The sequence below is a fragment of the Streptomyces endophyticus genome, assembly GCF_035798155.1.
In the GTDB taxonomy this organism is placed as follows: domain Bacteria; phylum Actinomycetota; class Actinomycetes; order Streptomycetales; family Streptomycetaceae; genus Streptomyces; species Streptomyces endophyticus.
Genome location: NZ_JAOZYC010000088.1, coordinates 95,118 through 107,152, shown reverse-complemented (window position 1 = coordinate 107,152; position 12,035 = coordinate 95,118). Strand labels below are relative to the sequence as shown.

The window sequence follows — 12,035 nt, the reverse complement described above, 5'->3', positions numbered from 1 at the left end:
GCGTCGCGGAAGAGGCGCCCGGCCCGGCCACTGCGCGTATCCGCCCATGTGGGAAAGCCGATGGGCATCCACCGGATCGAGTGCTTTCTGGCGATCGTCGAGTCCGGTGGCTTCAACCGCGCGGCCACCATGTTGTCCGTGTCGCAGCCCTTCCCGTCCCCGGCCGTCCGCGCGCTGGAGCGTGACCTGGGTTCCGAGCTCTTCCACCGGATCGGGCGGCGAGCGGTGCTCGCGGAGGCGGGCCGGACTCTTATCGAACCGGCCCGCGCGAACCGCGCGGGGCAGCTGGGCGTGGCGTCGATGCCCTCGCAGGCGGTCGCGAACCCCTCGCCGTACTGATCCGTGCCTCAGCAGCCGCCACCCGGAGGAGTTGGTGGCCGTGAAGGCAGCCTTCACCCCCGCGTTGGTGCCGCAGCGCCCGTGTCTCCACGTCTTTCTTTCGGTCGCTCATCGGCAACAGACGTTGCAGGGCGAGGGCGTTGGACATGAGGAGCCTCGTCATGAACGTCTTCGTCATCGGTGCCACCGGCTTTGGTGGCGGCGCCTGGCCCAACTTCTGTCCGCCGAAGGCCATACGGTCACCGGCCTGGCCCGCACCAAGAGCGCTGCCGCCATCCTCGACTCGGGCCCGGGCGACCAACTGCTCAGCCATCTCCCGGTCCAGCTCGGCTTGCCTGGCCAACCCCGCCCCCGTCCGTGCGTTGTCCGCACTCTCGCGGGGGTTTCCACGCTTGATCCCCAAGGGGTGGAACTGGAGACCGCCGGCAACGATTGAAGGTGTGTCAGAAGCCCACGCTGTCACGGACGAGGACGACCACGCCCCGATCGGGGAAGGCTTCGCGTTCCAGGATGAGGATCTTGCCGATGAACGAGGTCTGGCCGTAGTTCTCGTGCAGCCGTCGCCATTCCTTGGGCAGGCTGTAGTCCCGGATGCGGCGCAGCCCGGTGGCCACGTCGGGGACGATCTTCTGTGCGCCGACCACCCAGACCGCCTTGCGCGCACCCGATGCGTACGGCGCGAGCTGGCTGCCGCTGGCAGAGCCGGCCAGCAGCACGCCGTCCTCGGAGACCGCGTGCACACTGCCCACGACGACATCGGGTGTCGCCCCGAGACGGATGTGGGCGGTCGGGTCGTCGCCCAGATCGCCCGCGGCGGCCCGGACGGAATCAAAACGGCCCGACTCGTCGATGGCCTTGGTGATCCCGGTCAGCCGCAGGGTCTCGCTCGACGCGGTGAACACCGACTCATCGGCCGGGACGAGCGAGAGGACGAGTTCGCGCGCGTCGGTGACGGTGTCCACGATGTGCACGGTGAAGCCGTTGCCGCGCAGGGCCTCGGCGGCGCGGTCGAGCTGTGCCTCGTCGGCGGGCTTGGCGAAGGTCTCGTCAACCACGGGGGCCTGTACGGTCATTGGGTGTCCTTCTGCAGCGGATCGGCTCGGTCTGGTCACTGGCCTCAGTCTGCGAAACCATGGTCCGACCGCGTAAGACGGCACTTTTTACTGCCTCAGTGAGCCGGAGGTAACCATGACAGCCGAGGACGGCGACCCGATGACGGTGCTGGCCCGCCGGGACGACACCACCTGTCGGGTCCGCGACGTCCTGGACCGGGTCGGATCCAAGTGGTCGCTGACCGTCATCAATGAACTCGGGCCGGGCAAACGGCGCTTCACGGAGATCAAGAACTCGGTCCCGGGCATCAGCCAGCGCATGCTCACCGAGACCCTGCGCGGGCTGGAACGCGACGGTCTGATCGAACGCACCGTCCATCCGGTCGTCCCGCCGCGAGTCGAGTACGAACTCACGACACTCGGTCGAACACTGCTCGACACCGTGCGCGGCCTCCTTGACTGGGCGCTGGATCACATCGACGACATCGACAAGGCGAGGGAGGCGTACGACGATCGCTCCTGAGGCGAGCCCACGCCACTCGGGCGGGGCGGGGACGCCCGTTCGTCGAAGCATGGCGAGCGGCGAGCGAACTTGCCTTGTGGTGCAGGCGAATTGACGGGTTTTCAGAGGATGCGCGTCGAGTAGTGGGTCCCGACTGGCAGCCCGTGGTCGGGGCGTACCGGTCAGAGCAGGCCGCCGCCCGAGTGGGGGGTCTGGCCGGTGATCCAGCGGCCGTCCTGAGAGACGAGGAAGGCGACGACCGCGGCGATGTCGTCCGGTTCCCCGAGGCGTCCCAGCGGTGTCTGCGCGCGGGTGGCCGCCAGCCGTTCGGCGCTCGCGCCTGCTTCCAGGGCGTCGGTGTGGGTCGCGCCGGGCAGGACGCTGTTCACGGTGATCCCGCGCGGCCCGAGTTCCTTCGCGGCCGCCCGTACGAGCCGGTCGCGCGCGGCCTTGCCGGCCGCGTACAGCCCGCCGGTCGGCCGTGCGGTGACGGTCGTGCCGCTGGAGATCACGACGATGCGCCCTCCGTCGCACAGTCGTCACGCATCACCCCTCACCGCGCCGCGATACCTGCTGACCTGGCGCCCAGACCCCGTCACTGTCGAAACCGGCACGTGCGGGGCCGAGGTGCAGGACTACTACGACGCACCTCGCATGCTCATCGAGCACCTCCCGCCGTCACCGGAACGCCGGGGCCGCTCACCGGCCGTATCGAGACAGGGGTGGCTGTCGACGGGACCCGCACTGCCCGCATCGGAGTGACCCACGACGACACCACCACCCGCGTCGACGTCGGCCAGGCCCTGCGCGGCCATCGCTTCGCCCACCGCCTGGCCCCCACCGCAGACGCCGCGACCACCGGCGACGTCCCAAGCGCGGACGTGTGGGCCGCACTGAGTGCGTCCGGACTGCTCCAGGCGGAGAGCGGCGATGTCACTCTGGATGTCACCGGTCAGGACGACGTCGTCGTGCCGGCTCTACCCGGACAACGTCGTCCTGCGTTCACCGGCCATCGTGACAGCCCGTCAGCCGCGAGGGGCAACGGACCGAACCGCGTCGTCGTCGGCGTGTCGGCCTGATCGTGTCCCACGTCGATTGACACTGCCCGCCGAGTGACGCTGTCGACCTTGTGTCAGCCAAGCCCCTTTATTTGATGCTCAGTCGGGTGCTCACAGCCTGCCGACAGCCGTGCCGCATTGCGCAGCATGTGCGCCGCGACCTGCTTGCCGAGGGCGAGGCCGGCCTCGTCGGCCGAGCGAGTGTGGAGAGGATCGCTTCCGCCGCCCCCGCGTAGGTGGTGTGGCCGCTGGGGTAGTCGGGATGGGCCGGAGTGACGTGCGGCGGCGTCCAGGTGGGGTCGGGGGCGATCGTGCCGGTGCGGATCGCGGTGACCGGGCGCCAGCGCAGGTAGGCGTACTTGCTGTCGGAGGTGGCGATCTGCGTGTTTACCAGGGCCGCGTGGAACAGGGCGACGCGCAGCGGCTCGGTGCAGAGCGTCAGCGAGGAGCCGAACCAGAAGGTGGCGGTCTCGGTCTGCCGCTCCGTGCGTACGGTGCTGTTCGCGGCCCCGTACGCACGGACTTCGGCCAGGTCGGCGCGGTAGCGCGGAGTCCAGGGCGGGCGGCGCGGGCAGTCGGTACTGGTCGGGGCCGTCCAGCAGGAAGGGTCGGGCGGATCCGGTTGCCGTACTGCGCCTTCGACTTCGTTCGACGAACAAGGGCGTGAACTCCGACCCCCGCGCCCGCGGATGGACGCCGCCTCGCTGGGATCCACGCCACCGATGGCGGCCGACGTCTACGTACCGCCGGAGGCTCTATCTACGTCACGTTGACTAAACTCGACATGATGTAGATTTAAAGATGTGGGCGGGTGTACTGACCGACCACAACCCCCGAGAGAGCAAGGCGAGTGAGATGAAGACATTCCTGATCACCGGCGTGAGCAGCGGCTTGGGACGGGCGTTTGCGCAGGGTGCCCTCGATGCCGGCCACACTGTGGTGGGCACCGTCCGCAAGGAGTCGGACCTGGCGGCGTTCGACGTGCTGGCGCCCGGTCGAGCGCATGCTCGGCAGCTGGACGTGACCGACGACGCTGCGGTGTTCGCGGCCGTTGAGGACGTCGAGGCGTCGGTCGGCCCGATCGACGTGGTCATCGCCAACGCCGGCTACGGCCTGGAAGGTGTTTTCGAGGAGACGCCGCTGTCCGACGTGCGGGCCCAGTTCGAGACCAACGTGTTCGGTGCCGCTGCCACAATCCAGGCGGTGCTGCCGTACATGCGCCGTCGTCGTGCCGGTCACATCATGGCGGTCACCTCGATGGGCGGTCTGATGGCTGTGCCGGGCATGTCGGCCTACTGCGGGAGCAAGTTCGCCCTGGAAGGCATGCTGGAGGCCATCGGCAAGGAGGTCGCCTCTTTCGGGATCCACGTGACGGCCATTGAGCCGGGCTCCTTCCGTACCGACTGGGCCGGGCGCTCGATGACCCGTTCCGAGCGGTCCATTGAGGAGTACGACGCGCTGTTCGCCCCGATCCGCGAAGCCCGGGTCAAGGCGAGCGGCAATCAGCTCGGCAACCCCGAGAAGGCCGCCGCCGCGGTGCTGCAGATTCTGGATGTGCCGAAGCCGCCCGCCCACCTGGTGCTCGGCTCGGACGCTCTGCGCCTGGTCGCCGCCGGGCGGCAGGTGGTGGACGAGGACATACGTACGTGGGAGTCCCTTTCGCGCACCACCGACTTTCCCGACGGCCAGCAGATCGCCTCGAACTGACCACGGCCTGCCTTCCCGGAAAGGGGCAGACTCATGGTGAACACGCACGGCGACGCCCACCCGTACCTGGGCATGTGGATTACCGCCGACGGCCAGGTCCGGCATCAACTGCTGCCCGGCGGCCCGTACGACGAGGCCCGCGGGAGTGTCGAAAGCGCCTGCACCGGCAGCTGTCAGATCACCGGGGACCGGATCTTCTACCAGGACGACTCCGCGTTCAGTGCGGACGGCATCTTCATCGACGGGGTGCTCCACCACGCAGGGATGGCGATGCACTGCGCCGGCGCGGCGCCCAGCACGGCGGGGGCCGTCTGATGGTGGGGCCGGCCGCGAAGCCGCGGCTCGCAGCCGGCCCGAATGCCCTGCCCGCCGACCGTGCTGGCGCGGAGCCGGGAAGCAACGTGAGGGGAATGTAGGTGAAGGCGCAGCGCAGATGCTCGGCGGCCCCGCGCAAGGGTGATCTGCGCGAGCAGGCGATCCTCGATGCTGCCGAGGAGCTGCTCGACGGGATTGGCTTCGAGGCGATGACCATCGCCGGAATCGCGGAGGGCGCCGGCATCTCCCGGGCTCGCTGCACTTCTATTTCGGCTCCAAACAGGACGTGATCACCGCCCTGGTCGCCCGCACGGTGAAGTCCTTGCGCCGGAAGTCGCTGGCGGCCACCGAAGATCCCGCCGCCCCCCGCGAGGCCATCGTGACCGCGATCCGGCGCACCGAGGTGATCTGGCAACGGTCCTCAGCAGGCACCGGAGATGGCCCGCGCACTGTGCTGGATGATCGAGCGGAGCTTCTACCGAGCCTCCAGCGTCTCCCTCGACGAACTCCAGCGAGCGGGCGCCACCTGCCGAGAAATCTGGCTGCGCACCGCCCGACTTGACCGACCCGAGCCCCGGACCGTTCGTGCAGGTGCCGCTCAGCCGGTCATGATGCGGTGCCAGATCCCGATGGTGGTCGCTGTCGCTCGGGCCAGGTCCGGCTCGGGCGAGCAGGCGGCACGGTAGAAGGTGCGTTCCGTCATCCAGCACAGAGCGTGAGCCAGGGCGGCGGCATCCTCGGGGCCGTCACCCCCAGGGACGCCTGCGCGCCGCAGTACCTGGGTCATGGTGCGGGCGAAAGCTTCGACGGTGTCGTTCCAGGCACCAGCGATCACAGGGTGCAGCGCTGAGTAGTCGACGGCCGCACGCATGACGGTGCCGTGGTCGCGCCAGACCTGCTCGACTCCGCGCACTGCCCGCTCCATGGCAGCGTCAGGTGCGGCGGCCTCGTCCTGAGCGGTATCGGCTGTGGCCCGGACGGCTCGTATGGTGCGCTCCACGAGCGCAGCGAGGACTTCGTGCTTGTTGCCGAAGTAGAAGTACAGGGAGCCGCGCGAGATGCCGGCGCCCTTGGCGATCGCCTCGACCGTCAGGTCCTCAAAACTTGTGTGCTGGAGCAGCGCTTCGGCTGTGTCCAGAAGGGCTTGCTCGCGCAGGTCACCCTTCCGAAGCGTCTCCTTGCGCCTTGCCACGGTCTTCTCCCTGATCGGCTCTCTTCCGGCCGGCTGTCCGCTGCGGTCGGCTCAGAATCTACAGTACGTCGACTTTTGTTCTCGCTCGTAGTTACGGGATCGCTCTGGCGGCCCCGGCGGGGCGCCCAGCGGGTCTGGGCTGCGGGGCGTCAGCTGTGCTGGCGCCGCCGCTGTGCCGTCGAGCGGCTGGCAGATGTCGAGCACGTCGAGGACGTGCTGGGTGTCGAGTACGAGGCGGAACATCTCGGAGGGCGGCTGGAGATGCGGTCGGCGTCCGGCTCTGTCGGCAGCCGGGCGTCGAGCCGTTGGCTGGGCTTGCCGCTTTCAGCCGGTGGGGCTGCCGACCTGGTCGCGTTCGAGTGCGGAGCGCAGCCGGCGGAGGGCCCGGGCGACGGCCGTCGTCGTGGACTGGTCGAGGGCGCCTTGGACCAGCTCGCTCAGGCCCGCGATGAAGGTTGCCTCGGCGGCATCGAGGAGCTGTGAGCCGTCGTCGGTCAGCGCCAGGAGTGAGGACCTGCGGTCCGCCGGGTTGGCCTGGCGGACGATCCATCCCTGCTTCTCCAGGCGGTCGGCGCTCTTGCTGGTCGCGCCGACGCCGATGGCGAATTCCGCGGCGAGGTCGGCCACGCGGGCCCCCGGGTGCTCGCGCAGGAACCGCAGGAACTCGAACTGTGACGTCACGATCTCGTGCCGCTCGCGCAGGCGGTCGTTCAGCGCGTTGTACAGGCGCGTCTCGCAGCGGACTAGATCCGCGAAGAATCCCTGGAGGTCGGCGATGCCATCCGTTTTATATGCCACGGCATATAGTGTAGAGGAAGCCATTCCGCAGGAGGAAGCAGATGAGCAAGGAACAGCTGGCCAAGGTCGACGCGATGCTCCGCCAGCCCCGGCCCGAGGGCCGGCGCTCCGTCGAAGAGCTGCGCGCCGGGTTCAGGGCACTCATGGACACGATGGTCGTGCCGGACGACGCCCGCACCACGCAGACCGCGCTCGGCGGCCGGCCCGCCCTGCACGTCACACCGGACAACGGCGCACGACCGGGCACGATCCTGTACTTCCACGGTGGCGGCTTCGTCTTCGGCTCTCCCGAGACCGCGCTGTCGCTGACCGCGCAACTCGTCTCGAAGACCGGGTTCGACTCGTACTCAGTGGACTACCGGCTGGCCCCCGAGCACCCGTTCCCGGCTGGTCTGGAAGACAACCTGAGCGCTTACCGCGCCCTCCTCGACAGCGGTCTGGACCCGTCCGCCATCGCGTTCGCCGGGGACTCCGCCGGCGGCGGCTACGCGGTCACCACCGCCCTGGCCGCCCGCGACGCGGGGCTTCCGCTGCCCGCCGCGATCGTCACCTTCTCCCCGGGCTTGGACGCCACCCGGACCGGGGAGAGCATGACGACCAAGGACGGCATCGATCCGATCTTCACCCGCGAGGCCGTGATGCACACCGGGGCCATGTACCTCGCCGGCCAGGACCCCGAGCAGCCCCTGCTCAGTCCGGCCCTCTTCGCCGACCTGACCGGGTTCCCCCCGCTCCTCATCCAGGTGGGCACCAATGAGATCCTCCTCGACGACTCCACCCGCCTCGCCGCCCGCGCACGCGAGGCCGGAGTCGACGTCATCCTCGACATCACCGCCGACGCCCCGCACGTCTTCCAGGCCTTCGCCGGCGGCACCCTCGACGAAGCCGATCATGCACTCGACCGCGCCGCCCTCTTTCTCACCCAGCACGTCCCCACGCCCTGACGCCCCAACCGCACCAGTGCGACGGGGCCATCACCCCGAGGCCGAGGCCGTTTCATGGGCGGGGGTGCGCGGGCCCGGCATGCTCCGGGCGGTCATGTCCAGGTCGAGGCGCCGATTCACGTCGAGCTCGAACCGTCCGTAGGGGTTCACGCGCGTCCAGACTTCCCCCCGCAGGCCGCCGGTCTGGTGACGCGGATGGCCACCGCCGAGTACAACCGTCGCTAGGAGTCCTCTCCCGCAGTACGGCGATCGTCAAGATCGGCCTCAGCCTGACCATCGGTGGTCGGCCAGAGCCAGAGCACCCAGGCTGCCCAGGCCACCGACGACGTCAAGAAGGACGCCGCCCCCACCACCGCGAACTGGCCCTGTTCATCAGCTGGGCGACCTGCAGGACTACGCCATCCACGACTCCGACGTCATCCGCACCACCGTCGTCGACCTCGCCCTGGCCTCCGTCGGCGGCCCCCGGACCTCGACCGGCGGCGCTCCGAGGCGGTTGCCTCCTGCAGTCCGACGCGTCAGTGCAGGCCGACCAGGTCACCTTCACGAGGCCGTGACGCGAGCTCGGCGCGCACGGTGCGGCGCGTCGCGGCCAGTTCGGGGTCGAGTGTGGGTACGGCGGCCAGCAGCTCCTTGGTGTAGGCGTCCCGCGGGGCTGCGTACACCTGGTCCGCCGGGCCCTCCTCGACGATCCGGCCTTGGCGCATGACGGCGACCCGGTCGCTGACCTGGCGGACGACCGCGAGGTCGTGGGCGATGAAGACCAGGGCGAGGCCGAGTTCCTTCTGCAACTCGGCCAGCAGCGAGGTGACCTGGGCCTGCGTCGTGACGTCGAGCGCGGAGACGGCCTCGTCGCACACGAGGAGTTCCGGTTCGGAGGCCAGTGCCCGCGCGATGCCGACCCGCTGGCGCTGTCCGCCGCTGAACTCGTGCGGGTAGCGCCCGTACTGACCGGCGTCGAGCCCGACCCGGCGCAGCAGCTCCCCGACCCGGCCCCGGATCGCCGCCTCGTCGCGCCACCCCGAGGCACGGAGCGGGTCGGCGACGGCCTCCCCGATCGAGCGGCGGGGGTTGAGTGAGGAGACGGGGTCCTGGAACACCATCTGCACACGGGCCCGGCGGGTGAGGGTGCCGGAGGTGGGAGCGAGGAGGCCGACGAGCATGCGGCCGAGGGTGGTCTTGCCGCTGCCGCTCTCCCCGACGACGCCGAGCGTCTCGCCCCGCCGGACCGTGAGCGAGACACCGTCGACCGCCGCCACGGCGCGGCCGCCCCTGCCGAACACCTGCCGTACGTCGACGGCCTCGACGAGCGGCTCGCCCGCGTCGGGAACCTCGGCCGTCGGTGGTGCCTCCTCGGCCGGCGCGCCGCCCGTGTCCGGGATGCGGGGCACCGCCGCCAACAGTGCGCGGGTGTACGGCTCCCGGGGAGCGTGCAGTACCTCGCCGACCGGCCCCCGTTCGACGGCCCGCCCCGACCGCATGACCAGCACGTCGCCGACGGACTCGGCCGCGACGCCCACGTCGTGGGTGACCAGCAGGAGGCCCATCCCGGTCTCGCGGCGCAGCTGGTGGAGCAGGTCCAGGATCTGGGCCTGCACCGTGACGTCCAGGGCGGTGGTCGGCTCGTCGGCGATGAGGAGCTGCGGCTCGCAGGCCAGCGCCATCGCGATCAGGGCACGTTGCCGCATGCCGCCGGAGAACTCGTGCGGCCGCGCGCGGGAGCGCCGGGCCGCGTCGGGGATCCGGACCCGGTCGAGGACCTCGACGGCGCGGGCCCGCGCCGCCCGCCGGGAGACGCGGTGGTGCACCCGGTACACCTGGGCGATCTGGTCGCCGATCGCGTAGTACGGGTCGAGCGAGGACAGCGGGTCCTGGAAGACCATCGCGGCCTTCGCGCCCCGCAGGGCCCGCAGCTCCCGGTCGTCGGCGGCCTGCACGTCCACGCCCGCGACCTCGATCGATCCGGTGACCTCGGCTCCGGTTCCCCGGTGCAGGCCGAGCAGCGCCTGGGCCGTGGCGCTCTTTCCGGAGCCGGACTCGCCGACGACGCCGAGGGCGCGGCCGGGCTCCAGCGAGAACGACAGCCGGTCCACCGCCCGCACGGCGCCGAAGGAGAGGGAGAGATCGGTGACTTCGACCAGGCTCATGCGAGCACCACCCGTCGGTCGGCCATCGCCTGGAGGACGTCCGCGACGGCATTGGCGAGGACGACGAAGAACCCGGTGACGAGCACCAGGCCGACGACGACCGGAAGGTCCACGTTCTTGACGGCCGCGACGAGTTCGCGGCACACCCCCGGGATCCCGAAGAGCGACTCGGTCAGCACGGCCCCGCCGAACATCGAGCCGATGTCCAGCGCGCCGAGCGCGATCACGGGGGCGAGGGCGCCGCGCAGGGCGTGCCGCCCGACGAGGGTGCGCTCGCCGACCCCGTACGCGCGGAAGGTGCGCACATGGTCCTCGGCGAGGGTCTCCAGCATCGCCGAGCGCGTCATCCGCGCGTACGGGGCCGCGGAGACGAGGGCCAGGGAGATCCACGGCAGCAGCAGGTTCCAGGCCCACTGTTCGGGGTCGTCGGTGAGTGGCACGTAGTCCGGGAACGGCAGGATCTGCAGCGCCGTGACCAGGATGATGATGAGCAGCAGCCCGATCACGAAGACCGGGGTGGCGAGGCCCGCGAGGGTGATCCAGGTGAGGATCCGCTCGGTCGGCCGGCCGCGCCGCCACACCGACAGCAGTCCGGTGCCGACGCCGAGCAGCATCCACAGCACGAAGGCGCCGGCGACGAGCGAGGCGGTGGCCGGGAGCTTCGTCAGGATCAGCTCGGTGACCTGCTGGTCGCTCTGGTACGAGAGTCCGAGGCAGGGCGCCGGGCAGTGCAGGACGCCGGTGCCGGTGGAGTAGTCGCGGCCGGCGAAGAGCGCCTCGACGAAGTGCGCGTACTGCACGTACAGCGGGTCGCCGAGGTGGAGTTGGGTGCTCACCTGGGCCACTTGCGCGGGTGAGCAGCGCGGGCCGCAGGCGATCTGCGCGACGTCTCCGGGGGCCACGTAGAAGGCCGCGTAGACGACGACGCTCAGCGCGAACAGGACGAAGAGCGCGCCTGCGGCGCGGCGGATGAGGAAACCTCTCATGCCTCGGTCTCCTTCTTGTGGCCGGTGCCGATCCGCAGCCGGGACTCGGCGCGCGGGTCGAGTGCGACGCGGACGCCCTCGCCGAGGACGGTCAGGGCGAGCACCGTGCCGAAGAGCAGCAGGGCGGGGATCAACAGATAGGTGGGGGCGGCCTGGTACCAGGTGTCGGCGTCGGTGAGCATCTGGCCCCAGGACGGCGTGGGCGGTTTGATGCCGACGCCGAGGAACGACAGGGCGGCCTCGACGACGATGTTCGTCGGGAACAGCAGGACCGCGTACGTGATGACGGGCGCGGCGAGGGCGGGCAGCAGTTCGCGGCGGGCCACCTGCCAGGGGCCCCACCCGCTGAGCCGGGCCGCGGCGACATGGTCGAGGGACTTCAGCGCGAGCGTCTGGGCCCGCACGATCTTCGACGTACCGGCCCAGCCGACCAGGCCGATGACGACGGCGATCAGGACCGGTCGCGGGAATCCGGCGGGGACGACGGCGAGCGCGCCGAGCGCGGTCACCATGATGGGCAGGGCGACCATGACGTCGGTGACGCGGCTGAGCGCCTGGTCGACGTACCGGTTGCCGAGCCCGGCGGCGAGGCCGATGCCGACCCCGAGGGCCACCTGGACCAGCGTCGCGGCGAGCGCGACACCGAGCGAGACCCGGGCCCCGTACACGACGCGGGCGAACAGATCGCGCCCGGTGAGGGGTTCGACGCCGAGCCAGTGATCGGCGCTCATCCCCCCGAAGGAGCCGATCGGCACTCCGCCGGTGGCGGAGTCGACGAGATCGGGGTGGTACGTGGTGGGGTTCTGCCCTTCGAGGGCGGTGAGCAGTGGTGCGGCGAGCGCGACCAGGACCAACAGGACGATGAGCGTGGCGGCGACGAGGGCCGAGCGGCGGGCGCGCAGCCGGCGCCAGAAGGGGCGGCCCCCGGAGGCGGGGGCGCCGTCGCCGGCGGCCCCCGCGTCCTCGGTCGCCTCGGTGAGGAGTGCGTCGGTCAT

General features: G+C 70.6%; 13 protein-coding genes and 2 pseudogenes. 7 read left to right on the top strand and 8 right to left on the bottom strand.

What is annotated here, in order from left to right; all coding sequences use genetic code 11:
• Window positions 1-60: 60 nt before the first annotated feature.
• Window positions 61-397, top strand: a pseudogene (locus tag OKJ99_RS11355) (LysR family transcriptional regulator); the annotation flags it as partial.
• A gap of 385 nt (window positions 398-782) precedes the next feature.
• Here the strand turns inward: OKJ99_RS11355 and OKJ99_RS11350 are convergent.
• Window positions 783-1,412, bottom strand: coding sequence for an LUD domain-containing protein (locus OKJ99_RS11350; RefSeq protein WP_326015834.1), 630 nt, complete (start codon window positions 1,410-1,412; stop codon window positions 783-785).
• A gap of 115 nt (window positions 1,413-1,527) precedes the next feature.
• On the opposite strand from OKJ99_RS11350, the gene OKJ99_RS11345 reads away from it, so the two are divergent.
• Window positions 1,528-1,914, top strand: a complete 387-nt coding sequence (locus OKJ99_RS11345; protein WP_326015833.1) for a winged helix-turn-helix transcriptional regulator — start codon at window positions 1,528-1,530, stop codon at window positions 1,912-1,914.
• Between the two features lie 161 nt (window positions 1,915-2,075).
• Here the strand turns inward: OKJ99_RS11345 and OKJ99_RS11340 are convergent, their stop codons facing one another.
• Window positions 2,076-2,411 carry an SDR family oxidoreductase gene (locus tag OKJ99_RS11340; protein WP_326015874.1) on the bottom strand — a complete coding sequence of 112 codons (336 nt, stop codon included), beginning with the start codon at window positions 2,409-2,411 and terminating at the stop codon, window positions 2,076-2,078.
• Between the two features lie 204 nt (window positions 2,412-2,615).
• On the opposite strand from OKJ99_RS11340, the gene OKJ99_RS11335 reads away from it, so the two are divergent.
• Window positions 2,616-2,972 carry a hypothetical protein gene (locus tag OKJ99_RS11335; RefSeq protein ID WP_326015831.1) on the top strand — a complete coding sequence of 119 codons (357 nt, stop codon included), beginning with the start codon at window positions 2,616-2,618 and terminating at the stop codon, window positions 2,970-2,972.
• A 67-nt stretch (window positions 2,973-3,039) separates the two neighbouring features.
• Here OKJ99_RS11335 and OKJ99_RS11330 read toward each other — a convergent pair whose 3' ends face one another.
• Window positions 3,040-3,666: a phosphatase PAP2 family protein gene (locus OKJ99_RS11330; RefSeq protein WP_326015830.1), complete on the bottom strand. Its 627-nt coding sequence runs from the start codon at window positions 3,664-3,666 to the stop codon at window positions 3,040-3,042.
• 140 nt (window positions 3,667-3,806) lie between these two features.
• On the opposite strand from OKJ99_RS11330, the gene OKJ99_RS11325 reads away from it, so the two are divergent.
• The 3 genes and pseudogenes from OKJ99_RS11325 to OKJ99_RS11315 form a co-directional block, all read left to right on the top strand.
• Window positions 3,807-4,658, top strand: coding sequence for an oxidoreductase (locus tag OKJ99_RS11325; protein WP_326015829.1), 852 nt, complete (start codon window positions 3,807-3,809; stop codon window positions 4,656-4,658).
• Window positions 4,659-4,691: 33 nt separating this feature from the next.
• Window positions 4,692-4,973: an Atu4866 domain-containing protein gene (locus OKJ99_RS11320; protein WP_326015828.1), complete on the top strand. Its 282-nt coding sequence runs from the start codon at window positions 4,692-4,694 to the stop codon at window positions 4,971-4,973.
• A 101-nt stretch (window positions 4,974-5,074) separates the two neighbouring features.
• Window positions 5,075-5,533 (top strand): annotated as a pseudogene (locus tag OKJ99_RS11315) (TetR/AcrR family transcriptional regulator); the annotation flags it as partial.
• A gap of 38 nt (window positions 5,534-5,571) precedes the next feature.
• Here the strand turns inward: OKJ99_RS11315 and OKJ99_RS11310 are convergent.
• Together OKJ99_RS11310 and OKJ99_RS11305 are read right to left on the bottom strand one after the other, a co-directional pair.
• The gene (locus tag OKJ99_RS11310) at window positions 5,572-6,165 is read right to left on the bottom strand and encodes a TetR/AcrR family transcriptional regulator (protein ID WP_326015827.1); all 594 of its coding nucleotides are present in this window, start codon (window positions 6,163-6,165) and stop codon (window positions 5,572-5,574) included.
• Between the two features lie 324 nt (window positions 6,166-6,489).
• Window positions 6,490-6,963 (bottom strand): MarR family winged helix-turn-helix transcriptional regulator, encoded by a 474-nt coding sequence (locus OKJ99_RS11305; protein WP_407700673.1) that lies wholly within the window; start codon window positions 6,961-6,963, stop codon window positions 6,490-6,492.
• A gap of 41 nt (window positions 6,964-7,004) precedes the next feature.
• Here OKJ99_RS11305 and OKJ99_RS11300 point away from each other — a divergent pair, with 41 nt between their 5' ends.
• Window positions 7,005-7,907, top strand: coding sequence for an alpha/beta hydrolase (locus OKJ99_RS11300; RefSeq protein ID WP_326015824.1), 903 nt, complete (start codon window positions 7,005-7,007; stop codon window positions 7,905-7,907).
• A 518-nt stretch (window positions 7,908-8,425) separates the two neighbouring features.
• Here the strand turns inward: OKJ99_RS11300 and OKJ99_RS11295 are convergent.
• From OKJ99_RS11295 to OKJ99_RS11285, 3 genes are read right to left on the bottom strand one after another with little or no spacing between them, the layout of a single operon-like run.
• On the bottom strand, window positions 8,426-10,054 hold the full coding sequence (locus OKJ99_RS11295) for an ABC transporter ATP-binding protein (RefSeq protein ID WP_326015823.1): 1,629 nt from the start codon (window positions 10,052-10,054) through the stop codon (window positions 8,426-8,428).
• Entirely contained in the window at window positions 10,051-11,040 is a 990-nt protein-coding gene (locus OKJ99_RS11290; RefSeq protein WP_326015821.1) for an ABC transporter permease, read from the bottom strand. The genes OKJ99_RS11295 and OKJ99_RS11290 overlap by 4 nt, the downstream gene beginning before the upstream one ends.
• Entirely contained in the window at window positions 11,037-12,035 is a 999-nt protein-coding gene (locus OKJ99_RS11285) for an ABC transporter permease (RefSeq protein ID WP_326015820.1), read from the bottom strand. Before OKJ99_RS11285 ends, OKJ99_RS11290 begins: the two co-directional genes overlap by 4 nt.